The sequence below is a fragment of the Flavobacterium maritimum genome, assembly GCF_040049085.1.
Classification (GTDB): domain Bacteria; phylum Bacteroidota; class Bacteroidia; order Flavobacteriales; family Flavobacteriaceae; genus Flavobacterium; species Flavobacterium maritimum.
On the sequence record NZ_JBDLZY010000010.1, the window covers coordinates 21957 to 48833 of the forward strand.

Annotated in this window: 20 protein-coding genes; 4 read left to right on the plus strand and 16 right to left on the minus strand. The window is 34.7% G+C overall.

The annotated features are described in order from the left end of the window. Nucleotides 1–153 precede the first annotated feature (153 nt). From ABEB23_RS17620 to ABEB23_RS17640, 5 genes are all read right to left on the minus strand, one after another. On the minus strand, nt 154–1221 hold the full coding sequence (locus tag ABEB23_RS17620; RefSeq protein WP_348814026.1) for a sterol desaturase family protein: 1068 nt from the start codon (nt 1219–1221) through the stop codon (nt 154–156). Nucleotides 1222–1499: 278 nt separating this feature from the next. Then, entirely contained in the window at nt 1500–3446 is a 1947-nt protein-coding gene (locus ABEB23_RS17625) for an arylsulfatase (RefSeq protein WP_348814027.1), read from the minus strand. 19 nt (nt 3447–3465) lie between these two features. Then, nucleotides 3466–4935, minus strand: a complete 1470-nt coding sequence (locus ABEB23_RS17630; protein ID WP_348814028.1) for a RagB/SusD family nutrient uptake outer membrane protein — start codon at nt 4933–4935, stop codon at nt 3466–3468. Nucleotides 4936–5047: 112 nt separating this feature from the next. Continuing rightward, nucleotides 5048–8170 carry a SusC/RagA family TonB-linked outer membrane protein gene (locus tag ABEB23_RS17635; RefSeq protein WP_348814029.1) on the minus strand — a complete coding sequence of 1041 codons (3123 nt, stop codon included), beginning with the start codon at nt 8168–8170 and terminating at the stop codon, nt 5048–5050. Nucleotides 8171–9165: 995 nt separating this feature from the next. Then, entirely contained in the window at nt 9166–10020 is an 855-nt protein-coding gene (locus ABEB23_RS17640) for a leucine-rich repeat domain-containing protein (protein ID WP_348814030.1), read from the minus strand. A 179-nt stretch (nt 10021–10199) separates the two neighbouring features. Here ABEB23_RS17640 and ABEB23_RS17645 point away from each other — a divergent pair, with 179 nt between their 5' ends. Continuing rightward, entirely contained in the window at nt 10200–10682 is a 483-nt protein-coding gene (locus ABEB23_RS17645) for a DUF1761 domain-containing protein (RefSeq protein ID WP_348814031.1), read from the plus strand. Between the two features lie 45 nt (nt 10683–10727). Here the strand turns inward: ABEB23_RS17645 and ABEB23_RS17650 are convergent, their stop codons facing one another. Beyond that, complete coding sequence (locus ABEB23_RS17650) at nt 10728–11006, minus strand: 4a-hydroxytetrahydrobiopterin dehydratase (RefSeq protein WP_348814032.1); 279 nt, start codon at nt 11004–11006, stop codon at nt 10728–10730. A gap of 99 nt (nt 11007–11105) precedes the next feature. Here ABEB23_RS17650 and ABEB23_RS17655 point away from each other — a divergent pair, with 99 nt between their 5' ends. Beyond that, nucleotides 11106–12254: an 8-amino-7-oxononanoate synthase gene (locus ABEB23_RS17655; RefSeq protein WP_348814033.1), complete on the plus strand. Its 1149-nt coding sequence runs from the start codon at nt 11106–11108 to the stop codon at nt 12252–12254. An 11-nt stretch (nt 12255–12265) separates the two neighbouring features. Here ABEB23_RS17655 and ABEB23_RS17660 read toward each other — a convergent pair whose 3' ends face one another. Next, the gene (locus ABEB23_RS17660) at nt 12266–13135 is read right to left on the minus strand and encodes a diacylglycerol/lipid kinase family protein (RefSeq protein ID WP_348814034.1); all 870 of its coding nucleotides are present in this window, start codon (nt 13133–13135) and stop codon (nt 12266–12268) included. A gap of 65 nt (nt 13136–13200) precedes the next feature. On the opposite strand from ABEB23_RS17660, the gene ABEB23_RS17665 reads away from it, so the two are divergent. Next, complete coding sequence (locus ABEB23_RS17665) at nt 13201–14166, plus strand: App1 family protein phosphatidate phosphatase (RefSeq protein ID WP_348814035.1); 966 nt, start codon at nt 13201–13203, stop codon at nt 14164–14166. Nucleotides 14167–14269: 103 nt separating this feature from the next. Here the strand turns inward: ABEB23_RS17665 and abc-f are convergent, their stop codons facing one another. Next, nucleotides 14270–16177, minus strand: a complete 1908-nt coding sequence (abc-f, locus tag ABEB23_RS17670; protein WP_348814036.1) for a ribosomal protection-like ABC-F family protein — start codon at nt 16175–16177, stop codon at nt 14270–14272. Nucleotides 16178–16250: 73 nt separating this feature from the next. Here abc-f and ABEB23_RS17675 point away from each other — a divergent pair, with 73 nt between their 5' ends. Beyond that, the gene (locus ABEB23_RS17675) at nt 16251–16634 is read left to right on the plus strand and encodes a DUF983 domain-containing protein (RefSeq protein ID WP_348814037.1); all 384 of its coding nucleotides are present in this window, start codon (nt 16251–16253) and stop codon (nt 16632–16634) included. Nucleotides 16635–16636: 2 nt separating this feature from the next. On the opposite strand, the gene ABEB23_RS17680 is transcribed toward ABEB23_RS17675, so the two are convergent. The 8 genes from ABEB23_RS17680 to ABEB23_RS17715 all read right to left on the minus strand — a co-directional run bounded on the left by ABEB23_RS17680 (nt 16637) and on the right by ABEB23_RS17715 (nt 26827). Continuing rightward, on the minus strand, nt 16637–17689 hold the full coding sequence (locus ABEB23_RS17680; RefSeq protein WP_348814038.1) for an NAD(P)/FAD-dependent oxidoreductase: 1053 nt from the start codon (nt 17687–17689) through the stop codon (nt 16637–16639). Between the two features lie 96 nt (nt 17690–17785). Beyond that, a complete protein-coding gene (gene porN / locus ABEB23_RS17685) occupies nt 17786–18676 on the minus strand; it encodes a type IX secretion system ring subunit PorN/GldN (RefSeq protein WP_348814047.1) in 891 nt (296 codons plus the stop codon). Between the two features lie 49 nt (nt 18677–18725). After that, entirely contained in the window at nt 18726–20267 is a 1542-nt protein-coding gene (gene porM / locus ABEB23_RS17690) for a type IX secretion system motor protein PorM/GldM (protein ID WP_348814040.1), read from the minus strand. A 48-nt stretch (nt 20268–20315) separates the two neighbouring features. Next, the gene (porL, locus tag ABEB23_RS17695) at nt 20316–20963 is read right to left on the minus strand and encodes a type IX secretion system motor protein PorL/GldL (protein ID WP_348814041.1); all 648 of its coding nucleotides are present in this window, start codon (nt 20961–20963) and stop codon (nt 20316–20318) included. A gap of 53 nt (nt 20964–21016) precedes the next feature. Continuing rightward, nucleotides 21017–22426, minus strand: a complete 1410-nt coding sequence (gene porK / locus ABEB23_RS17700; RefSeq protein WP_348814042.1) for a T9SS ring complex lipoprotein PorK/GldK — start codon at nt 22424–22426, stop codon at nt 21017–21019. 131 nt (nt 22427–22557) lie between these two features. Then, nucleotides 22558–23709 carry a formimidoylglutamase gene (locus ABEB23_RS17705; protein ID WP_348814043.1) on the minus strand — a complete coding sequence of 384 codons (1152 nt, stop codon included), beginning with the start codon at nt 23707–23709 and terminating at the stop codon, nt 22558–22560. A gap of 3 nt (nt 23710–23712) precedes the next feature. Beyond that, nucleotides 23713–26232 (minus strand): type I DNA topoisomerase, encoded by a 2520-nt coding sequence (topA, locus tag ABEB23_RS17710; protein ID WP_348814044.1) that lies wholly within the window; start codon nt 26230–26232, stop codon nt 23713–23715. A 190-nt stretch (nt 26233–26422) separates the two neighbouring features. Then, nucleotides 26423–26827, minus strand: coding sequence for a DeoR/GlpR family DNA-binding transcription regulator (locus ABEB23_RS17715; RefSeq protein WP_348814045.1), 405 nt, complete (start codon nt 26825–26827; stop codon nt 26423–26425). Nucleotides 26828–26877: the final 50 nt, after the last annotated feature.

Sequence of the window (26877 nt, forward strand, 5' to 3'; positions counted from 1 at the left end):
TATCTGTGGATTTTTTTCACTCTTTATCTTTGTGTAAAAAGAATCCAAGGGTAATGTAATTGTGTTTTGATTTTGACCAAAACCAACAATTGCAAAAAGAAAGGCTATTGCTGTAATACCGTTTCTAACTATCTTATTTATATCCATGTTGTTTTATGATTGAACTTGTTCATATAAACTGGGATTCACTGTGGCACCATTGATTTTTTTAGAAACCGGAACGGCAAGTACACCTTCTGCCAAAGCGCTTCCTTCCTTTTTAGATTTGAATATAGGCCAAAGAAACTGTGCATACCATTCTTCTTGTTTGTACGATTTCATTCCGTACGATTTTGGGAATTTTCGGGTAATTAAACCCGTTCCAAAAATCACATCCCACAGGAAAAACATATTCCCAAAGTTTCCTTTAAAATGACCAATTCCGTCACCACTTGTATCAGCATGATGCGCGTGATGTGTGGCAGGAGTGGAAATAAAACGTTCAAGAACCCAAGCAATAGGATGCAATATTCTGTATTTATAAAATGGTTTGTCCCAAGCTATACTCGAATGTGCACTTAATGTGATGAAACTTTTTATCACCGCAACAAACAAAGCAGGTAATCCTAACCCTAAAAACGTTAAAGTAGCCGTCAAATAAATTTGAGAGAAAAACACAGTGTAAATAAAGTTTTGTCTCGAAGCCATCGCCATACCCATATACGGTGCTGAGTGATGCGTTCTATGAAAACGCCATAAAAATGGTACTTGATGGTGCAAACGGTGGTACCAATATTGGGTTAAGTCATCGGCTACAGCTATCAAGAAAAATCCTCCCCAAAACGGAACCCATGAAAGAGTATTTTCAAGATCTGGGATTAAAAATGGCAAAGCCGTTAAACTAAAAAAAGCAATAATTGGTGGTAACAGTAATTTAGGCGCTAAAAAACAAACAATATCAATTTTTCTCTCTTCACCTGTCCATTGGTCGTCGTACAAACCCGCGCCAAATTCAATAACTCCCAAAACGAGCATAAAAACTGTTAATCCCCAGGTTTTTATGTTTACGAATGCAGGTTTCACAAATTCTAAAAACGAGGGTAAAGTAATATGTGATTCTGCCACGATACCATTATTTAGTTTAAAATAAAGGTAAATCGCCACCACTGGCAAAGTGTACAACAAAAGACTGATACTCAAATCTCTTATTAGTTTTCTATTTAATTTTTGATCGATTTGCATAATTTCTTATTTTAAAAAATGATTTACTAATGCTAAGCCTCCAGCCAAAATGACTAGTGGAACTAAAAAAATTATCGCCCCGACGACAATCTTTTTCCCTATTATTTCAAAATCTATTAGTTTCATATATTATTTGTTAATGGTCATACATGTTATCGTCCTTTATTCATTTGTGCTTACTTAGACAGACTTTTTGCTAAAGGCGATTTCATGATTATTTAATTTTAAAAGAATCAAGTCTTTTTAACTTCTAATAAAAGACCTGATTTTTAAGTTTATTAATGAGTGGCTCCGGATTGTGTTGATTTTTGAATCAATTCCTGAATGTTTTTGTCTTTATCTCCCCCAGTGTTATGTATTCTTCTACCCAAGACATCTTGCCAATCAATCAACGGATAAAGGTTATTCTCCTTCGCCTGCTCATCAAACAATTTTTTAAGTTCCTCTAATTTTTCAGGATACTTATTCGCCAAGTTCACACGTTCGTTGAAATCTTCATTCAAGTTGTATAATTCCCAAACATCTTTATCAAAATTAGTGGCTGCTGGTACTTCTTTTTTACCCAATGAATTTTTTAAGGCAAAAGAATCAGGAAGATGTGCAGCAGCAGCTTTCCAACCATCTTTGTAAATGGCTCTGTTTCCAAAAATATAATAGTATTGCACTTTGTGTAACGATTCGGCTTTAGCATCATTTAATGAAGCATATAAAGAAGAACCTTGAATAGCGTCTTGCTTAATTTCTCTGATATATTCTGGCGCCTTAATTCCGACAATGTCCAAGGTAGTAGGAAGTATATCAGTCACATGGCTGTATTGATTTCGGATTCCTCCTTTTTCTGTAATTCCTTTTGGATAATGGATAATCAGTGGATTACGTGTTCCTCCTTCTGAATGTGCATCTTGCTTCCAATTTTTAAAAGGTGCGTTAGTGGCTTGTGCCCATCCTAAGGGAAAATTAGTATTTAGTCCTTTTGCGGTACCTATTTCACCAATATTGGCTAAATTATCTTGAAAATTTTTTTCATCAGAGACCCCTTGGGCAAAAAGATTTTGGCTAATTGTACCTTGTAAACTACCTTCTTTACTAGCGCCATTATCACCTATTGCAACAAAAATAAGAGTGTTCTCCAATTGATTGGTTTCCTTTAAATAATTTACAACTCGTCCAATTTCGTGATCTGTGTAGGTCAGGTATCCTGCATAAACTTCCATAAATCTGGCATACACTTTCTTTTGATCAGGAGTTAGTTTTTTCCAATCACCAATCAGCGGATTACGTTCCGGCAATACTGCATTAGCAGGAATTACACCTAATTTCTTTTGATTAGCAATTACCTTCTCACGATAGACATCCCAACCTTCATCAAATTGTCCTTTATATTGATCACTCCAAGATGCTTCTACCTGATGTGGTGCATGAACAGCTCCTGGAGCATAATATAAAAAGAATGGTTTTCCCGGTGCTGCCTTTTGTTGTTTGGTGATATAACCAATGGCTTTATCGGTAATTTGATCCGTCAAATGTCGGCCGTCCGGTGCTACATGTGCCTGATCTTCTACTAAATCAGGTTTGTACTGATCGGTTTGTGAGCCTAAGAAACCAAAGAAATGATCGAATCCCTTACCTGTTGGCCATCTGTCAAAAGGACCTGCATCGGTAGCGTCTTCATCAGGAGTCACCCCATATTTACCCACGGCAAAAGTATTATATCCATTTTCTCTTAAAATCTCGGCTATCGTTCCTTTATCCGCTGGAATTTTTCCGTCCCAACCTGGGAAACCTGCAGATAAAACTGTGTGTGAAAAACCACTAACATGAACCTTACCTGAATTTCTACCTGTTAATAATGCTGCGCGGGTTGGGGCACAAATAGCTGTGGTGTGAAAATTAGTATATCGCAATCCATTGTTTGCCAAAGCATCAAACGTTGGTGTTTTAATTAAACCACCAAAAGCACTGGAAGCTCCAAACCCTACGTCATCCAGTAAAATCCAAACAATATTAGGTGCACCAGCAGGGGCTTTCACCGGTTCAGGCCAGTATTCTTTTGATTCTGCCAAGGTTTTACCGATAACTCCTTTAAAATTGGCATCTGGTTTATTTTGAGCAAAGCCAAATTGAAATAGAAATAAACCTGCCAATAGAAGCCCTTTTTCAGGGCTTTTGATTTTTGGCACGAACGATAGCGAACGGCCGAAGTAATTCATTTTTAAATTTTTCATTTTTTTATAATTTTATAGATTAATAACCTGGATTTTGTGGCAACCCAACTGGGTCAATATTGCGCTCACTTTGTGGAATTGGATATAAATTATTTCTTTCTGAAACAGAATTTTTAGCAGTCACTTTTTTTACTTCGGTAACCAAAGTTCCCCAACGCACTAAATCATACCAGCGCTGTCCTTCTTGAACGAATTCTTTTTTTCGCTCTTCGCGAATAGCTTCTCTTAGCTCTGCAGCAGTAAGTCCTACTAAATCCACGGCCGCATTTGGAGTATTAATATCAAGCCCGTAGGCACGTCTTCTTACTTTATTAATAGCCTCAAAAACCTCTGAGGTTGGCCCGCCTTGCTCGTTAACTGCTTCCGCAAAAGATAATAAGACATCAGCATAGCGAATAACCGGGAAATTAATCGCAACATTACCCGGAGAAGCTAAATTTGTAACATCCAAATATTTACCAAAAATTGGTTTCGGAAAAACATAAAGTGCTCCCGTGGCTGGATTGAGTAATTGTTTCTTATAACTCACATCTCTTCTGGTATCTCCTGCCGCATAAATATCATAGAACAAGGCAACATCCGAAATAATATCTGCCGGTTCTGTCGCGGTAAATCCGGTAAAAGAAGTAGCCTGAAAAGTACTTCCGCTAGAACCGTTCCCTGCTTGATTGGGCTCGAACTGAACAGAGAAAATATGCTCTTTTCCGTTCTTTTTCGCTTTATTAAAGACATCTGCAAAATTTTCAAAAAGTGCATATCCGTATCCGCCATCAATAACTTCTCTTGCTTTTCCGATAGTTTTATCCCATTCTTTTCTGGTTATATATACTTTTACCAAAAGGGATTTTGCAGCACCCGAAGTTGCACGTCCCGCCTCAGCTGCAGAATAAGATGCTGGCAAACTTTCGGCATCTGTCAAGTCTGAAATGATTTGCTGATAGACCTCCTCCACAGTTGCTCTTTTTGATTTTAGACTTTCAACATTAATGGAAGTTGGCTCATGCAAAACTATCGGAACTCCGCCCCAAAGACGGACTGCCTGGAAGTACAACAACCCTCTGATGAATTTAGCTTCATTAACCAGTCTGGTTTTGACAATTTCTGAACCTTGCACTTTCGGAATATTATCAATAGCCACATTGGCTCTGTTTATTCCGGCATAAATTTGGCGCCAAGCCACTTGAACACGGTCTGTTGTTGCATCATGTGTCAAACTGCTTAAAGCTCTCACCTGCGGATTGGTAGCCGAAACTCCAGCCGCAGCATAATCGGAGGCCATATCTGTCAAGAAATAAAGATTTCTTCCAAATAAACTTTGTTCTCCCGGATCAAGACTCAAAGAGGCATAAACTGCTGTTACGCTTGCAACAGCATCGTCCTGCGTTTTAAAGAAATTATCCTCTGTCACAAAAGAGGTTGGTGTTACCTCCAGATCGGTGCACGATACCAGTACAGTGACACCTAATAGGAATGTTATTATTTTTTTCATACTAGATTAATATTTGTTTTTTAAAGAATATGATATCGCTTTATCTTCATAGGTGCTGGCTTATGCAAACCTTTAGTTAATGGCGATTTCATCGTTTATTTTTTTATTTTACTTAAAAAGTTACGTTCAAGCCCGTGATGAATGTTTTAGAATTTGGATAAGCGCCAAAGTCAATTCCGGGATATAAATTATTTTGTTCATAAGAACTCACCTCTGGATCATAGCCAGTATATTTAGTCCAAGTGATTAGATTTTCTGCGGACACGTATAATTTAATACTCTTGGTTCCTATTTTTGAAGAAAGACTTTTTGGGAAGGTATATCCAAGAGTGACCAGTTTTAATCTCAAAAAGGAAGCATCTTCTACATAGCGTTCAGATACTATTCCTAGCGGAGAACTTGATGCTCTAGGAATTTCGTTACTTGGATTGGTAGTGGTCCAACGATCTTCTAAAGCCGCAGAGGCGTTCGTTCCAAGAGTAGAAATTTCTAATTGCTGATTTAAGGCGTTAAATACCTTGCCTCCATAAGCTCCTTGGAAAGAAAATTGCAAATCGAAGTCATTATAAGAAAGCGTATTACCTAAACTTCCAACAAATTTAGGTTGAGAACTTCCGAGATTACCTTTGTCTGCAGCTGAAATTATTCCATCTCCATTGGTGTCTACGTATTTTCTGTCTCCTACTTTCGTGTTCGCAAGGCTGTTTATTTTAGGTTGTGTATTGATTTCTTCTTGAGTCTGAAAAATACCATTGGTTTTGTATCCCCAGAAAGTTCCTAGAGGAGCTCCCACTTTTACCGTTACAGGTTGTTGTTGCAACAAAGAACCGTTTGGAACTACTGGAAAAAACTGATTAACCCCATTTCCTATTTCGATTACTTTGTTTTTATTGGCTGAAAAAACCAGGTTAGAATTCCATGAAAAATTCTCTGTTTTTAGGTTTTCTGTTATCAAACCAATTTCAATCCCCTTATTCTCAACACCTCCAATATTCTGAAGAACAGTAGCGTAGCCTGAAGTAAGTGGAATGGGAACATTTATAAGTAAATCGTTTGTTCTTTTGTAGTAGGTATCAAAAACAAAATTGATTTTTCTGTCCAATAATGATAAATCTAAACCAATATTATACTGCGTCGTTTTTTCCCATCGTAAATCTGGATTTGCCAGACGAGTTGGTGCCAATCCAGTCTGTACTGTACCCCCAAAAGAATAATTGACAGAACCTACGGAAGCTAAGGAAAGATAATTTCCAATTTCCTGATTCCCTGTTGTTCCTGCGCTTAATCTAAGTTTTGCTTCAGTTACCCCTTTAAGATTTTTTGCAAAATCCTCTTCCGTAATATTCCAGGAAAATCCTGCTGAAGGGAAATAACCCCAAAGAGATTCGGAACCAAATCTTGAAGAACCATCGGCACGCGCTGATACTGTAAAATTGTATCGCCCCTTATAAGAATAATTTACTCTGGACAGCCACGATTTCAATACGCTTTCGAATGCATCACTATATGGTTTTACAGCAGTACCGTCTTGTAAGGCATTGTAAGTATTTGAGTCATTTACAAATTTATTGGCTCCTGCAGTAACTACCTCTCCCGTAGTATATTGAAGCGTGTATCCTAACAAAGCAGAAAATTTGTGATCTTCACCAAAATGAGTATTATAATTCAAGGTGTTTTCATTCAAAACAGAAGTCACCAATCTATCTCCAACGGAAGCAAGTCCTTTAGTCGAGGCCCCATTTGTAGTATTGGATGGAGCGTAGTAATTTTGTTTGGTATTAATTACATCTCCGCTGACCGAAACCTTAGCCGTAATTTCTTTGTTCAGCTTGTATTCACCAAATAAATTAGTCAAAATTCTATTAATCTTAGTTTCATTGACTGTGTTTTCCAAATCATTAATTGGATTTGGCACATATCCATTAACCGAGGTCACATAAGGATTTTGAGTTACATTATAAGTGCCGTCAGGGTTTCTAATGGGAACTACTGGAGCTACCAACAAAGCACTGACTATTGGGCTAGGCTCTCTTCCTGAATTATTGGCTCCTACACCATTTGATACTGAATTACTATAATTGGTATTTACACCAAATTTAAAAGCTTGGGAATAATTTCTTTCGTAGTTTGCACGAAGAGAAATTCGTTTGAAATCAGATCCAATTACAACTCCTTCTTGATCAAAATATCCTGCCGAAACAGCATATCTGGAACGATCGTCCCCTCCAGAAAATGTCAATTGATGATTTTGAACCGGAGCAGCACTTCTAAAAGCTGCCGATTGCCAGTCGTATCCTCCTGAAGTTTTAAGAGCTTCTATTTGAGCTTCAGAAAAAGAAGGTGCTTGTCCTATACTTGCCTGAACATCGTTACGTAAACGGGCCCACTCACTGGCATTTAATAAATCCAATTTTTTTGCAACATTTTGAAATCCAAAATAGCCCTGGTACGAAATGTTATCTTGTCCTTTTGTTCCTTTTTTAGTAGTAATAAGGACCACACCATTGGCACCACGAGATCCGTAAATAGCTGTTGCCGAAGCATCTTTCAATACCTCAATAGACTCAATATCAGCTGGATTAATTGTTGACAACACATTGACTCCAGCTCCAGATAAAGCCACGCCGGCAGTACCATTACTATTGTCATTGTAAATCAATACCCCGTCTACAACATAAAGTGGTTCATTACCCGCTGTAATTGAGTTCCCCCCTCTAATACGAACACTGGAACTGGCACCAGGTCGTCCTGAACTTTGAGTTACCACTACACCTGGAATTGCACCGCGTAATAAATTGTCTGCAGAAGCAGTAACTTGACTTAGATTTGCTTTGGGAACTGAGGCTATTGCACCGGTAATATCTTTCCTCTTTTGGGCACCATACCCTACGACCACCAACTCATTCAATTGTTGAACGTCTTCTTCTAAATTGATAATAACCGGATTCCCGTCAACTATAATTTCTTTTCGCTTATAGCCAATATAACTTACTATCAAGGTGTAAGGGAATTTTTGTCCGGTTTGAAAATAAAATTTCCCTTCTGCATCTGTTATTACAGCGTGCGTTGTTCCTTTTATAGTAACAGAAGCTCCAATTACTGGTTGATTTGTTATTTGGTCTATTACCGTCCCATCGAGTTTAGACTGAATAAGAGGTTGTGTATTTTGCGCATTGATTCCTAAAGAAATTAGAAAAATACTGAGCCATGAAAGTATATATAATTTTTTTTTCATTACTTTGTTTTGGTTTAATAAATAAGGATTCTGAAAACTGATTCAATCAATTTTCACTTTCCGTTCGTGATTAACATTTTTTTTAAGCCTGCCATTTCTGTTGCCGCAGAAATGGTTTTTTTTTACCTACAACACATTCGTTTTTTCATTTTATTTGTTTTAATTATTTATTTTTATTTAATTCTGAACACCGTTTTTGAGAAAAGTCACATACCTAACAATCAAATAACTTATATAATAAATTACTTTAAAACTGTTTTTGAAAAAATGTATAATGGTATGAGATTGAAGAATATTAACAGCAACAACACATTCGACATAGGACGTCGAATGAAAAAGTTTCTTGCATGATCAAAAAAGAGATGTTTTTGATTGTCTTCAAAATTTATTTTTTTTAGTTGATATAGTTTTAAACTCTACTATTTCTATAGACAAAAGTAAATTAAAATTATTAACTGCCAAAAAAAATGTAAACTTTTTACAAAAAAAAAGTTAATTAGAAAAAAAGCGACATTGCGAAATTATTATTTCACAAATCATTTGCTCTATATCACATTGTTTTACAGTTGTTTGCAATCAAAACAAACTGTCAAACATTAACCTAAATCAATTCTTTAAAAAAATAATCCCCCCCGATATAAAGCAAAAACAAAGGGGTTTTTATATACAAAAAATAAATTAGAAAACTAAATTGGTCTACATTTTATGGAAATAGGTCCTTTAGCAGACTTAAGTACTTTAGAAATTATGAAGTGTAAGTACGTTCGAAAACAACAAATCATAATCTATTTACCCTCGGCAAAAAAAGTATAACATTTAATTATTCCACTGTAAAGGATAAAAACCTCAGGACATTACACAAAAAAACCCGTGAAGAAACTTCACGGGTTTGAATCAACTAAATTTATTCACTATTAACTAAATTTGGACGAATAAAACTCTTTTTTTAATATAACCTACTAACCATATCATTGGATAGCTTTACTTTTAATTTATTAATTTTCAGACGCATATGCTTTATTTCTTTCCATAGTAACATCTAATAAGACAGCAACTCCTTTATCATTAATCATTGTCATGTTAAGCGTATCTAGTGTAGCCAAATTTCTGGAGACCAAACCACTGAACATATTGTATGAAATATTCATTTCTTTCAAATTACTTAACTTTTCCAACTCAAATGGAACCTGACCTACCAAATTATTATCGAACAAACTTAGGTTTTCAAGCGATTTAAAATTTATCACTTTATCAGCAAGACTTCCCGTTAGTTTGTTACTACTTAAGAGCAAAGTTTTTAAAGAACTTATTTCATAAAGAGAAGCCGGTATTTGCCCTGCAATATCATTATTGTATAATGATAAAACTTCCAGTTGTTGCAGTCTGCCTATTTGCTCAGGCAATTGACCCGAAATCATATTCATATAAAGCTCGATCTGTTGTAGTTTATCTAGATCACACATTGAACTTGGAATAGCTCCAGTTAATTTATTGAATGAAAGATCTAATTTTCTTAAATTCTTTAGATTTCCAATCGCGACAGGAATACCACCTGTCAAATGATTTTCATGTAAATTCAATTCTTGTAGATTGACAAGATTTGCAATTTCGCTGGGAATCGTTCCAACTAAATTGTTATTAGCCAAATTTATAGAAACTACTTTATCATTTTCTATTTGAACACCATACCAAGTAGTAATTGGCGCTGACAAATCCCATTTATTTGTCCATTGATTTCCATTTGTTGATTGATGCAATTTCACAAGTGCTTCTTTATCAGACACTGACACCTCAGCCAACATTGAAAATGAAAACAAAACTGTAAAAAATAGTGTGGCAATATTTTTCATATACAAATGTTTTAAGTTCTACATCTCTAAGTTAGACTTTGCATAGCCTATCAGCAAATATAATCGATGAAATGCAACAAATTAAATATTTAATTGGATTATTTCTTACAAATATACAAATTAGTTATTAAAGATATAATTAACTAAATTTGATTTACTAACCTTTAAAAAACTATTTTATGGAAATGAATTATTTAGCACTTGTGGTTGCTGCGATGTCTACACTTGTAGTTGGTTTTGTCTGGTATCATCCTAAAGTTCTCGGAACAATATGGATGAAAGAATCGGGAATGACTGAAGAAAAAATAAAAGGCGGAAATATGCTTTTAATATTTGGCACATCATTGGTCTACGCGTTTTTAATTTCCGTTGCTTTGCAGACAATCGTTATTCATCAAACAGGAGCCTATTCAGCTGCACTTAATATTCCAAATGTTGATCCGTCTGTTCTTGAAAACTACATGAATGCTTACGGAAAAACCTATAGAACATTTAAACATGGAGCATTACATGGTTTTTTAGCCGGCCTATTCATTATTTTACCGGTTATTGGTACTAATTCGCTATACGAAAGAAGAAGTTTTAAATATACAATGGTAACCGGTGGTTTCTGGATAGTTTGCTTTATGATTATGGGCGGAATTATTTGTGGATGGGTTTAAAATATAAAAGTAGATCTCGTCTTATTAAAAACAAGACGAGATTTCTTATTTAATTCCATCAATCGCTTTAGCTAAATCAACATCCTTATCTGTAACCCCATTAGCATCGTGGGTATTCAATCGGATTGTAAGCCTGTTATACACATTAAATAATTCCGGGTGATGATTCTTTTTTTCGGCCAACACGCCTACTTGAACCATAAAACCTAATGCCTGACTAAAATTTGTAAACTGAAATTTTTTCTCAATCGCATTATCCTTGAACTGCCATTCCTTAAGATCTTTTAATTGAGTAGCTATTGTCTCTTCGTTATAAGTTTCCATAATCTTCTTTTTTAAGTTTTGTTAAAGTTAGTTAAAATCATTTCAAATAAGAATACTTAATTTTTATTGATTATTTTTGAATAAACATCAAATCTCAATTTGGGCACATCCTATTCTTATACCATATACACAAGCACAAAAGAGCTTCCTAAGCATTGGAATCACCTAGCCAATTCAAATATTTTCTTATCAAAAGATTATCTCGAAGTTTTAGAAAAATCGGCTCCAGAAAACATGATTTGTAATTTTATCGGACTTTTCCAAGATAAAGAATTAGTTGGTATCGCCCTCTCTCAATTTTTGAATCTGAATAAATTAGAGTCTTTTGGCGAACGTGACAAATGCGTAAAAGCCACCATACGAAATTGCATCTTCAAAAACTTTTCTTCTCATATACTTTTCATTGGCAATAATATGCTAAGCGGTCAAAATGCTTTTGTTTTTTCAGAAAAGGTTGATAAATCTGAAGCTTTAAAAACATTGAAAAAAGCAGTAGAAGAATTAAAAGAAATTTTTAAATCCGAAGGAAAAAAAATACACCTTACCACATTCAAAGATTTTTATGTCGATGAAATCCATTTTTTCGATATTCCTGAATTCAAAAATAATTTAAATTTTTCGACACAGCCCAACATGGTATTTACCATAAAGGAAAATTGGCAAACAGAACAGGATTACATTGATGCCTTGTCCAAAAAATACCGTGACCAATACAAACGCACCCGAAAAAAAGCCACAGGAATCAAAAAAAGAAAAATGCAATTGGACGAAATTATCGCCAATGAGGAACTGATTTATGACTTGTATTTTCATGTTGCCAAAAATGCACCTTTCAACACCTTTTTTCTGGCTAAAAATCATTTTAGAATTTTCAAAGAAAAACTGAAAGACAAATTTCTTTTTTACGGCTATTTTCTTGATGAAAAACTAATAGGTTTTAATACATTAATTAAAAATGGTGATGCACTAGATACTTATTTTCTAGGCTATGATGACAGTATTCAACGAGAAAAAATGCTATATCTAAACATGTTATACGACATGATAGCCTATTCAATCAACAAGGGATATAAGGAAATTATTTTTGCCAGAACCGCATTGGAAATTAAAAGTTCTGTTGGGGCTGAGCCAATAAAAATGTATGGCCTGATGGAACACAGCAATTTTTTCATTAATAAAAAACTAGCTTATTTCTTTGACTCTTTAGAACCTAAAACCATTTGGAAAGAAAGAAATCCATTTAAATAATTCAAGAATTCTTAAGGAACAGCAATTTTCATTTGCTTAGGCAGAATTTCAATATCCAATCTGGTTTGCTGTCCGCAATACTCTCCATCAATCTGAAAACTTACTGGAAAATTAGTTGTAATAGTTGCTTTATCTGTTGATATGATTTCGACGTCCTCTATATTCATCGGTATATTTCCGGTAATAATTTTTATAAAAACAACTAGATCCAAATTTTTTAAAATCACCAATTCAAATTTACCGTCATTTACTACTCCATCAGGATTAATAACGACACCCGTTCCATATTTTTTAGAATTGGCAATCACAATCATTCTGGCCATACAAACTAATGTTTGATTATTGGCTTCTATGGTTGCAGTAAATGGTTCTTCCAAATCAATCAAAGTTGTTACTGCCTGTAATGCATACCCCCACATACCTCTAACCTCACTTAATTCGTAGTTTTTAACCAGTTCTGCATTAAGTCCCAGGTCACTCAAATGCATACTTTTTTTTCCGTTAATAACAACCATATCCATTTCTACAGCTTCATTATGAAAAGCAATGTTAATGTTCTCCTCCAATGTTTTCATCAAATTCAACTCCACTGCTAAACCATTAGCGGAACCCGCAGGCAAAATCCCAAGGATAACATCTTGTCTTTCCATTGCCTCAGCGACCATTTTTATAGTTCCATCTCCACCTGCAATAATAATTCGCTCTGGTCGATAAAGAAAATAAAGTTCTTTTATCTTCGAAAAATCATCATTTCCAGTTGTTGTGTATAAAATAAAATTTAAATTTTCCTTTGCAGCAAAAAGTCTTGCAGCATCAATAAACTCCAATTTATCAATACCTCCAGACACAGGATTAACAACCATTAACACGTTCTTTTTCAAAGTTTTACTTTCTTTATTGATTAAAAATAATTAACTTAGAACTCCTATCAAAAGTACTACAAAAAATGAAGCCTATTTTAAAATTATACCGCGGATATGCAAACGAACAGGAATTAATTGTGATGGGGCATGTTTTTAAACCTACCAGAAAGCGAGACTATAACTTCCAGGAAAAAAACTTAAAAAATGCCAAATCTGTCATTAGTATGTTCCGTATTAAAACGGATGGAAACGCAGATGTATATCTCGAGCATGGGAATACAAAAATCCACACAAAAGCCTTAAATGACGGCTATTTCAAATTTTGCGTCCCATTAGATCAGGATGATAGTTACGGCTGGGTAGATTATCAGGTTAGTATTATTTATAAAGGCAAACCAATTGTAAGCAAAGAAAGCTATATTCGTCCGCACAAAGGAAACTTAGGGATTATATCCGATATCGATGATACTTTCATGATTTCATATACCCTAAATCCTTTAAAAAAAATCTATCATTTGTTATTCCGAAACGTTTCTTCACGAAAAATATTCAAAGATGTTGTTCCTCATTATCAAGCATTGAGCTTATCCGGAAGAAATAATAAAGAAGAATTCAATGCTTTTTTCTATGTTTCCAGCAGTGAATGGAATCTGTATCGTCTTATTGAAAAATTTACAGAAATTCACAAATTACCTAAAGCTGTTTTTTTATTAAAAGACATAAAAACCAGTCTTCTTGATTTTTTTACTGAAAAAGGTGGTCACAATCATAAATTTGAAAAAATCAAACATATCCTGGAATTTTACCCCAATTTGGAATATGTATTATTGGGTGATGATTCCCAACACGATCCCTATCTGTACGAAGCTATTAGTAAAATCTTTCCTGCCACCGTCAAAGCCGTTTACATTCGACAGTCAAGAGATCAAAAAAAAGAAAAAATCATAGAAATCATGAAAAACATGGAAACTTTAGGTGTCGCGGTCTGTTATTTCAGACACAGTAGTGAAGCTATTGCCCATTCAAAAAAAATTGGATTAATTCGATAAAAAAAATCTGAACTTCCTGTTTATAAAAACAACTAAAAATGGCTCTTTTAAGAACATTAGAAATTCAGATTTTTTATAAATGTTTGAATCTAAAAATAAAAAACTACAAATTATCGATTTCTTCCTGAACGATTTCCCAATCTAAGAGAAGTTTATCCAGCTCTGCTTTCTTTTTATTATAAGCCATAAAAAAAGAAGCGTCTTCGATATGCTTATCATAATTCGAAGCCAGCATTTTATCATCATTTTGAATATCTTTTTCCAATTGCTTAATCTGGCTTTCGACCTTGCTTAATTTATTCTGTAAAGCTTTACCTCTTTTCTGATCTTCGTATGAAGCTTTGTTACTTTCCTTAGGCGCTGCAGCTTTTTGCGCATCTTTCTTCTCCACTTCACGCATGTTTTCCAGATTGCGTTGTTCTAAGAAATAATTGATATCACCCAAATATTCTTTTATTTTCTGGTCTTTGAATTCATACACTATGTTTGACATACCTTGCAGGAAATCCCTATCGTGAGAAACTAGCAGTAAAGTTCCTCCAAACTTTTGAAGTGCTGCTTTCAAAACATTTTTGGATTTAATATCCAAGTGGTTCGTAGGCTCATCCATTACCAGAACATTGATCGGCTGCAATAACAACTTACATAATGCCAAACGGTTTCTTTCCCCTCCAGAAAGGACTTTTACCTTTTTTTCCACATCATCCCCACGAAACAAGAAAGAGCCCAACATATCGCGCACTTTCATTCGGTTTGTGTCCATTGCAGCATCTTCCATGGTTTGCAACAAAGTAATTTCACCATCTAGATATTCCGCCTGATTTTGAGCAAAATAACCCAATTGCACATTATGACCCAATTTGATATTGCCCTTGTATTCAAACTCGTTTACAATAGCCTTAATAAATGTGGATTTCCCTTGTCCATTTTGTCCAACAAATGCAATTTTACTACCACGCTCCACTAGCAGATTAATATCCTTTAATATCGTCTTGTCTCCGTAGCTTTTAGTGACATCTTCAGCTTCAATCACTACTCGTCCCGGCTCTTTAGAAACAGGAAAAGAAATATTCATTACAGAGTTATCATCTTCATCAACTTCTATACGCTCAACCTTATCTAATTTCTTGATTAATGACTGTGCCATAGATGCTTTAGAAGCTTTTGCACGGAATTTTTCAATTAATTTTTCGGTCTCTTCAATTTTCTTGGCTTGATTTTTCTGAGTTGCCAACTGCTTTTCACGAATTTCGTGACGCAATTCCAAATACTGAGAATACGGCTTATTGAAATCATAAGCCTTCCCTAAAGAAATCTCGATGGTTCTGTTGGTCACATTATCCAAAAACATTTTATCGTGCGAAACAATTACAACTACGCCAGGGAAATTACGAAGAAAACCCTCTAACCAAATGATACTCTCAATATCCAAGTGATTCGTTGGCTCATCCAGTAATAAAATATCATTTGACTGTAATAACAATTTGGCTAGCTCAATACGCATTCTCCATCCACCAGAAAAAGTTTCTGTTTGATTATCAAAAACTTCTCTTTTAAAACCCAAACCCAGAAGAATTTTCTCGGTATCACCCACATAATTATACCCTCCTAACAATTCGAATCGATGCGTGTAATCAGATAAATCTTCAATAATCTGACTGTATTCCTCACTTTCATAATCTGTTCTGGTAACCAGCTGATGATTGATTTCTTCTAATTTCTTCTCAACAATTTTAATCTCCGTAAAAGCTTCATAAGCTTCTTCAAGCACAGTTCTTCCTTGCTCGAAATCAATATCCTGACGAAGAAAACCCATTTTTATCTCCTTCTCCTGAGCAATGCTTCCCGAATCAGGAGCAAAATCTCTTGCCAATATTTTAAGCATGGTAGATTTTCCGGCACCATTTTTCCCTACGAGACCCACACGGTCTCCTGCACCCAATCGAAAGGTTACTTCTTCAAACAAATAAGAACCTCCAAACGAAACAGATAAATTGTGTATATTAAGCATGTATTGTTATTTTATTCCCTCTCAAATTCGTAAATTTGCTAGTCCGAAAAAGGAAAAATTAATTTTTTTGCAAATGTTAAAAAAAGGATCCAAATTATATAGCATTTTAACAGGAACTTGTCCTAAATGTCAGAATGAGAGTATGTATTTAGATAAAAACCCACTTCATTTGAGCAAAGTTTTAAAAATGCATGAAAAATGCAGCCATTGTGGTTTAAAATATCAAATTGAACCATCCTTCTTTTACGGAGCAATGTACGTAAGTTATGGTCTAAATGTAGCAGTTGGAATTGCAGCCTTTATAATCTCTTATGTAATTTTTAAATCCAATTTAAAAGTGGCTTTTGCAGCAATAATAGTGTCCCTTATAATTTTATTCCCTTTTGTTTTGCGCTGGTCACGAAACATATATATCAATATGTTTGTTTCTTATGATCCAGAAACAAAATCAAAATAAGACTATTTTTTTCCTTTAGCACTAAAACGGTTTATATCTATTTCTTTACTCAAAGGGATTTTATTTTCTATACAATCATATAATGCTTTAGCCATAGCAGGACCAAGCATAACACCGCGTGTTCCTAAACCATTCAGAATATGTACTGCAGTATGGGTTGAATGTGTTCCCACGAGCGGCCTTCTGTCTTTAACAGTTGGCCTTACACCTGCAAAATGTTCAACAATTTCAAAATTACAAGTGATAATTTCTTTGATTCTATCAACCAATTCGGCCCTTCCTTCTTCAGTAGGCAAATCAGTTTTATCTTTCCAATTATAAGTAGCTCCCACTTTATACAAATCGTTGCCAATCGGCAAAATAAAGACACTGGTATTCACAATCACATCCAGATCTAAACCAGGTGCCTTTATGATAAAAAGCTCTCCTTTTGTTCCATCCAAAGGCAAATGCTTAAAATAAGGATTAGCATGCATACCAAAACCTTCAGCAAAAATAATATGTTTGGCCTGAATATCTTTATATCTTATTCCGTTGCTTACAATCTGTAAAGCATCATAATCAAATGATTCTTCCCTAAACAGTTTATTACTTATCAGATATTCCCTGTACTTATGCAATAGTAAAGCAGTATCGACGTACCCTGTCTGCAAAACCTCGCCATAACCAAAAGGCGAATCTATACCTTGATACTTCTTAAATATCAATTCTGTAGATAAAAAGGGAGCTAATGCCTGCTTATCAGAAGCCGCAAACCAATTATTCTGTTCCTCAATAGAAAAAAACTTTCGTAGAATCGGTTTCTTAAAATCAAATTTGACGTTAATTTTTTTACCTAAAAGCGCATAAAATTCGTTCATTAAAAACAGTTGATCCTGAGCCTGCCAAACCTCACTAAACCTTTTTAAAATAACCGGATTATACAGACCACCCGCAATTTTAGATGAATTTTGCGAATTATTATCCAGCACCAAAATAGATTTATTGTTTTGCAAAGCTATTTCAGAAAACGAAATACCTGCCAATCCTGAACCTACAATTAAGTAATCAATCATTTAGAAACCTCTTTTAAATACTTTACAAAGTAACGACATAAAACAAAAAACTCTTACTATTACAGTAAGAGTTTCTTTTAAATTATCTAAATGGAATTAGTAATTCCACATATCCTGTTCGAAATTGCGAATTTTTTCTTTCACTCTTTCTGATTCCAACAATTGGTTCTGAGAGTTATCTTTCATGTATTCATCGATAGCTCTATCGCCATAAATGTTTTCTTCTTTATAAATAACACTATTGAACTTTCTAGAATTCAAAATTTGGTCAAAAGAGATTGGCATTGCGGAATTTTTATCATTGAAAGCTTTTGCTTCATGTAAAACTTCTCTTGCGTCCGGATAAAAAATCCAGAACAACTCAATGTAATCTTTCTCATCACTATTCATAGTGTAAACATCCGGAGTTACAGGACAAATACCAAGTAAACGATATTTCAATTCACTTTGACGTTTATCAAAATACCAATATCCCTTAATTTTATATTGTGTAACGTCTTGAGCTGTTAAATCTTGTTTCACGATATACTCAGGAGACACCTGCGCACCGGCATTTATTTGTTCTCTACCTGCATCAGTTGTATCAATACGTGACAAAGAAGATTGGATATCTTTCAATGATTTTTTGGTATTGAAATAACTGTCCGTATACACTTGTGTAATTTTACCATTTTTCATGGCTTTAGTCAATACATCGTATAACGAACGTCTGTCAGAACCAATATTTGCAGTATCAATAGGAAAATATAAAGAGAAGTTTATCCTCTCACTTAAGTCAATTATTTCCCAAGTTGTCTTACCCATCAAAACATCTCTATCATGCACATAACCATATGACAATGGTTTGTCATTATCCGACACAAGTTGTGCAGCAGATTTAAGTCCTATTTGGTCTGGTGTTTTAGCATTAAGCAAATTTGATTGCGCAAAAGAGGCAAAACTCCCAGTTACAGTGATAATGGCTATTAAAAAATTTCTTATGTTCATCATGATATCATTATAAGATATTAAAAATAAGTTATATAAAACTTACTTATTATTGTATTTCATAAATTACTGGAGCAGTTCTTGGCAATAAATAACTACCTGCACCAACAAGTTTTGTCTTAATTTCAGAAATTGTAACCTGATCACCTCTTCCAGCTTTAGAAAGAACAGATTTACATTGCGCGTTTAATTTGTTTCCAACTACAACCACTGTAGGTTGACCTGTAACTTTAAGATTAAAACCAACAACATCCAAACCTACTTCAAAATCAAAATCAACCAATTTAGCACCAACCGTCGAAATCTCTAAACTTGATTTAGGACCTTTAACAACTCCCATTTCTCCTCTGATTGTTCCTGTTGGACCAGGAATACCTTTGATTCTATACGTCTTTTTATCTGAAACTTTAGATCCGTCAGGAAGAGTAGCCGTAACATTGATAACAACTTCGTTTCCTGAACCAGGACTCATTTTATACTTACCACCAGGTCCAGCAGAACTTAATCCCGGAGCAGAAGCAGTAACTTTATCAGAAGAAACACCTGCAAATGAAATTGTCATAGGGTTAACAACACCTCTATAAACTACATTCATTTTATCTGCAGATATAGTAGCAGCATTTGGTCTTGGTACAACTACATAACTTCCTTTAAATTTAAGTGGTATATTTTTACCATCTTCTAAGAAAGAAAACTGACCATTAATGTTTTGTTCTCCAACATTTCCAGCAGTCAATGAAATAACCGCTTGACCATTTTCAATTTTTCCAGGTCCTGAAAAAGAAGTAGGTTTGGTATTTTCATCATATCTACCTAAAACAACTTTACCTGTTACTTTTTCACCTTGAAAATAAGCATTTTTATCTAAAACTACAATCGCTTGATAATTACTGTATGATGCAGCCGCAACAGCAGCTTTACCTAAAGCAGCACTGTAGATATCAGCTTCAGCTTTTTGTACATCATTTTGCCAAGCTGAAAGTTTAGCAGCAGAAGCAACTGCTGGAAAACCTTTAAAATGATACGCTAAATACTTATCTTTTAAACCCTCTTTATTCTTAACATCAGAAACATCGAATTTTTTCTCTACTTCTGCTAAAACTAAAGAATATTTTTTTTCAGTCCCTAAAGCAGCTTTCATATCCGCTTTATACTTTTCTATTTTAGCAATAATCTCATTACCTTTAGCTGTATAACCATCACCTGTAAACCAATTATCGATATTATCACCTTTGTCCATAGACTCGTAAGGCAATTTTCCAGTTTCTTTATCTACTTCAAATCCTTTTAAAACACTAGTTTTTAAAGTTCCGATATATTCGTAAAATTCTTTTGAAACAACTTCAACTTTATGCGCTGTAACAGCAGCCGTTGCAAATTCTCCTTTTGCCTCAGCAGCTTTTACATCTAATGCGGATAACAACGAAGCGTTTGTCTCTACTGAGGTTTTGTTAGCGTTCTCAAATTTTTCATTCATCAATCCAAAAGCAGATAAAACTTCTTTGGACATATTCATTGCTAACATTGCGATGAAAACCAGATACATCAGGTTAATCATCTTCTGTCTAGGGGTTAATTTTCCTCCTGCCATTTTTTTTAAATTAGTTTTGTATTATTAAATATGATAGTTAAAAACTAATTATCCTTTGTTACCCATTGCAGAAAGCATACCACCATAAACATTGTTTAATGAAGCAATGTTTGCAGTCATAGATTGCATTTGTTCTTTTAATTTTCCAGCATTTTCAGCAATTTCTTTATTTGCCTCAGCATTTCTGGAAGCACTTTCTAATTGTACTTTATATAAACTGTTTAAAGACTCCATTTGTGCAGCTGCCATTGACAACTCTTCACCATATTTTTTTGTAGCTGAAATAGAATCTACTGTAGGAGAGATACTTTTTGCAGCACCTTCAAAATTTTTGATGCTGTTTCCTAAACTTGTCATCAACTCACTGTCGATTTTAGCTTCTTTTAACATTGCATCCAATTTTTGAGACAATAGTCCTTGTGCGTCAGCAGGAGCTTCTTCTTTTTTATTTTTAGGTTTCGCTTCACCATTAGCAAGCTCTGGATAAACTAAAGTCCAGTCTAATTCATTATCAACAGGCTCAAATGCTGAAAGAGCAAAAATCAAGGCTTCTGTTAACAATCCAATTGAAAGCATCACTGTTCCTGTTAAAGGTCCTAACTCAAAGTGAGTAATTTTAAATAATGCACCAATGATTACAACTGCTGCTCCCATTCCGTAAGCGAAATTCATCGCTTTTTTGCTTAATAATGCCATAATAATTTTGTTTTTAGGTTTATTTATATATTTAGATTTGGTTCTATTTTTGTTTATCTGTTATTTTTCTTTGATGTGCCTGTACTTTGAGTTCCCATATAATCTTGAACTGTTCTAAATCCGATAAAACTTCTAGCTGAATCAGCATATTCAAAATCTCTTGTACTTACTTGTAGGTAGTAAGCAACGTCTTTCCAAGAACCTCCACGTACAACTTTACGTTTGTTTGATGCATCCAAAACATTAGGATTCATTGTAGAAACATATTCATAAGCATTTGGATCATATGCTGAATCTGTCCATTCTGAAACATTTCCAGCCATGTTATAAAGATTATATCCATTTGGCTCATATGATTTTGCTTCTACGGTATACAAAGCTTGATCTGCAGCATAATCACCTCTATTAGGTTTGAAATTAGCCATGAAACAACCTCTGTCATTTTTAATATAAGGACCTCCCCAAGGATAGGTTGCAGACTCTAAACCACCTCTGGCAGAATATTCCCACTCAGCCTCAGTTGGTAATCTGAAAGAGTTTATCAAATCACGTCCTTTCTTTTTCGATTTGATATAAGTATTTTTATTTAATGTTCTCCAAGCACAAAATGCTTTTGCTTGCGTCCATTTTACACCAACCACAGGATAATCTCCATAAGCCTTGTGCCAGAAGTAATCATTATGCATTGGCTCATTATATGAATAAGTAAAATCTTTAATCCAAACTGTAGTATCAGGATAAACATTTACTTCTTCCGTTCTTATAAATTCTTTTCTTTTTCCAACTTTTGCTTTTGCTGCAGCTTGAATATCCATCCAAGAATAACGGAATTTCAATTTATTCACATCAATAGTTCTTAATCCGTTATAAGACTCCTCTATTGGTAAATACATAGAATCCATAACCTCAGCATAATAAGCATCTGGGTAAAGCTTAGTATCCTTAATAAGTTTAACTTTTCTGTTTAATTTTCTACTAGCGTAAGGATTGTCATCAGTACCAACACTGTAATAGTTATCGTACATGTACTTATCGTAGGCAGTCATTTTTTCAGGATCCGAATCATTAAAAGCAAAATCACCAATACTTCCGGCATTTTTTCCTTTAGCATCTGTTGCTCCAGCTTTTTGACCAGTTTCGTCAGCAAGAATTGCCAATCGAACTCTCATAGTAGAATCTTTTACCCATTCGACAAACGAACGGTATTCACTATTAGTAATTTCAGTTTCATCCATGTAAAAAGAACGAACAGTAACGGTTTTCGTTGGCGCATCTTCTACATCGGCTAAATCATCATCAGGTTTACCCATAATAAATGACCCACCTGGAACTAAAGCCATTCCGTAAGGTTTTTCCGGATGCCATTTTCCGCCTTTAATACCAACTAACTCTCCTTTGTCACTTGACTTACCACAGCTTGTCAGTAGGGTTAACAACGCTGTGAATGCAATGAGCTTCTTCATAAAATTTGGGTTATGTATTCATTATTTTTAAAGTGTGTAAACCTATTTATTATTTTCTTAAAAAGCAATTTTTTTTATACTAAACAATGCTCTTTTTTTACAAAAAAATTAACATTAGGCAAAAAATCTTCCTAAATGATGTTTTTTCGTTGCGCTTTCCACCATCTTTCAGGTAGCTCTTGATTGCAAGCAGCTAAATACTCCTCGTAAGAACACGGTAATAACGTATTTCTTTTCAATTTATTATTCCCATTTGAAACAAATGGTATTTCTATCCACCATCGATCCGTTTTGTCACTTTTATAAAACACCAATTCTTCTTCTTCTAAAGGAACAATATATTTTAAATAATTCTCTCTACTTCCAAATGGATACTCATTCGAACGATAGTGAAAGCCTTCAATAAAATACCAAATTATTTGCGCAATGATAACAGATTCCTGTATAGAATTATTATGATTAAATATTCCGAATGACGACACTTTATCACTGATTCCAGAATATCTTGACAAAGAGCAGATCTCTTTCCCATTAAAACCATTAGGAGCAAATGAAACAAAATTACCAGAGTCTGATGATTTAATTGAATTCAAATCAACACTTACCAAATCAGCGTCCCTAAAAACCGGTTCTGAAATGGATATATTATTTGAAACCTCCCCTAATCGATATCCATCAAAGAATAATTTTTCTATCAAATCGATTTCTTCCTGCGAATTAAAATAAGTCTGATACCCAATATTACAATAATTAAAAAGATTATTCGGTTCATCTATTATTATTTTTGTCAAATAAGAACTAGCCGAAATATCCTCATTCTCTTTTCCAAAATCAAATCTATTATCAATCGATACCAGATTCACCATTTGTTCCAAATCATCATAAGCCCTATAAAGAGCATACGTCAGATCTTGTGTACCACCAATAACAATGGGTATTATCCGCTTCTTGATTAAACTTGACACTACTTTACGCAACGCAAAGTAAGTATCCTCTACAGTGTTCCCAGCTAGAATATCTCCAAGATCAGCAATAGATGCATCCCAGTTTCCCGGAAACAATCCATACAATTCTTTCCGAATCGGATTTAAATTCACATCGGAAACTACCTTTTTATCCCCACGGTTTTCCAAAACACCGATTACGGCAATTTTGATTTTGTCTAAATCAGGAAACTGATCATCAGTATGCAAAACAACTTTACTCCCTAATTGTTGCGAAGACAACCCATGAATAAAACTAAGAATCTCCTTATCTAAAGGGGCTAGAAAATCAAATTCCATTTTTTATTTCTTTTTAGCAACCACTTTCTTAGCAGCCGGTTTTTTAGCAGCCGGTGCTTTCTTTGCCGGTACTTTTTTAGCAGGCGTTTTCTTTGCAATCATTTCCTGAACTTCTGCCAGTGTTAATTTTGTCGCATCAATATCCTTGCTTAATTCAATTTTAATTTTCCCTTTAGTAATAACAGAACGTCCCCAACGGGCCTTCTCTACCAAAATTCCTTCTTCTTCCCAATTATGCAACACCTTATCGATATTCTTTTGCAATTTATCTTCAATCAAGGCTTCAACATCCGACTGCGACAAATTATCAAAATCATATTTCTTGCTCACATTAACAAACAACCCATTCCATTTGATAAAAGGACCAAAACGACCCACTCCTTTCTGAACGCCTTCACCTTTATATGTAGCTATCGGCGCATCAGCAATTGCTTTTTCATCAATTAGCTCCTTTGCTCTTTCCATGTTAACATCTAAAGGATCCTCACCCCTTGGCAAAGAAATAAAAACAGCTCCGTGTCGCACGTATGGACCGTAACGACCATTACTCACTTCAACTTCTTCTCCTTTATATTCTCCAAGATTTTTAGGCAATAAAAATAAATTTAAAGCTTCTTCTAAAGTGATGTTTCCAATATTTTGCTCATGTCTTAAACTGGCAAACTTTTTATCTTCATCATCAGCTTCTCCTATTTGAGCCATAGGACCGAATTTCCCCAATCGAACAGAAACTTGTTTTCCTGTCACCGGGTCTTTGCCAAGAATTCTTTCTCCACTTTCTCTTTCGGCATGAGCCTCAACTTCTTTTACGTTTGGATGAAATTTATCATAGAACTCCTGCATCATTTTTGCCCATTCAATATTTCCTTCGGCAATTTCATCAAAATCCTGCTCTACCTTTGCAGTAAAATTATAATCTAAAATGTTTCCGAAATTCTTCACCAAGAAATCGGTTACAATTGTTCCAATATCAGTCGGAACTAATTTTCCTTTATCGGAACCGGTATTTTCCTTAAGTAACTTTTCTCCCAGTTTTCCGGATTGCAAAGTCAATTGTGTGTAGTTTCTTTCTTGACCTTCAAGATTTCCTTTCTCAACATAATTTCTGTTGATAATAGTAGAAATGGTTGGCGCATAGGTTGACGGACGACCAATTCCTAATTCCTCCAGTTTCTTTACCAAAGAAGCTTCGGTATATCTTGCGGGAGGTCTGGAATATCTTTCGGTTGCTGTAATATAATTGTTTTGTAATTTTTCGTTTACTTTCAAAGCAGGTAACATTCCTTCTTGTTCTTCTTCGTCATCATCATGACCTTCAAGATACACTTTCAAGAAACCTTCAAAAAGCAATACTTCACCCGTAGCTGTAAAAACCTCATCATGATTATTGGCTTCAATTTTCACATTGGTACGTTCCAATTGCGCATCACTCATTTGCGATGCCAAAGTTCTTTTCCAGATCAAATCATACAAACGTGCTTGATCTCTGTCTATATTTACGGTATGGCGTGACATATCAGTAGGACGGATTGCCTCGTGCGCTTCCTGTGCTCCTTTGCTTTTATTGGCAAAAGTTCTTGGCTTAGAAAATTCTTTCCCGTAAGATTTAATAATTTCAGCTTCGGCAGCATCCATCGCATCTTTGGAAAGGTTAACACTATCCGTTCTCATGTAGGTGATTAATCCCGCTTCGTACAAACGCTGTGCTAGTTGCATGGTAATTCCAACAGGCAGGTATAATTTTCTTGCCGCTTCCTGTTGTAAGGTAGAAGTGGTAAAAGGCGCTGTTGGTGATTTTTTGGTAGGTTTAGTTTCTAAATCCGCTACCTTATATATAGACCCGATATTTTTGTTTAAAAAATCTTCGGCTTCTTTTTTGGTATTAAAATTCTTAGGAAGCTTTGCTTTGAATGTTTTCCCGGCTTCATTCGTAAATTCAGCTACAACAGAATAGGTTGCTACAGTGTTGAAGTTTTGAATTTCACGTTCTCTTTCCACTATCAAACGAACAGATACTGATTGTACACGTCCGGCAGAAAGCCCTCCTTTTATTTTTCTCCAAAGGACTGGCGACAACTCATATCCAACCAATCTGTCTAATACACGACGGGCTTGTTGCGCATTGACCAAATTATAATCTATTTCGCGGGGGTTTTCGATAGCTTTCAGAATCGCCGATTTGGTAATTTCATGAAAAACAATTCGTTTGGTTTTCTTTTTGTCCAATTTTAGCTCTTCCGCTAAGTGCCAGGAAATAGCTTCTCCTTCACGATCCTCATCACTTGCTAACCAAACCGTTTCGGCATTCTTTGATAAAGTTTTTAGTTTACTCACCAACGCTTTTTTATCGGCAGAAACTTCGTATTTAGGTTTAAAACCATTTTCTACATCTACACCAATTTCCTTGGAAGGCAAGTCAGCAATATGCCCATAACTCGACTCCACTTGGTAATCACTCCCCAGAAATTTTTCGATTGTTTTTGCCTTTGCAGGTGACTCCACTATAACTAAATTCTTTGCCATATCCCATTTGTTTGTGTCGGCAAAAGTATATGATTTTTTTAAATTTTGAGTTTTTTAAATTTTAAAAGTCAATATAATCGTTGATTTACAACTTTAGAATAGCTTAAATCTTATTCTTCTTAACAAAAAACATTCGATAAAAAAACGAATCTCTATTATGAAGTAAACCAATTTTTCAAAAATTAAACTATTATTTAGAAGCAATTACAACTTCAATCCCAAGTTCTTCCAGTTTCGTTTTAGTTTCGATATCAATACCTTCATCCGTAATCAAAACATCAATTTTATCTAAATTACAAATTTTACCAAAACCCCTGACATTCATTTTTGTAGAATCAGCCAAAACAATAACCTGCTCAGCAACCTCTATCATCGCTTGATTCAAATGTGCTTCCAACGCATTCGAAGTACTTAATCCAAAATCCAAATGAAGTCCATCAGTTCCTAAAAATAGTTTATTACAAGAAAACTGACTCAAAATAGATTCCGCAATAGGTCCCACAACCGAGGTTGAACTGTTTCGCACATCACCACCTAACTGGATTGTATCAATCTTTGTTTCTTTAGTTATAATCGGAAAAACGAAAAATACCAATTAACACAACGAAAAGTATACAAGTAAAAAAACTTACACACCATTTAAAC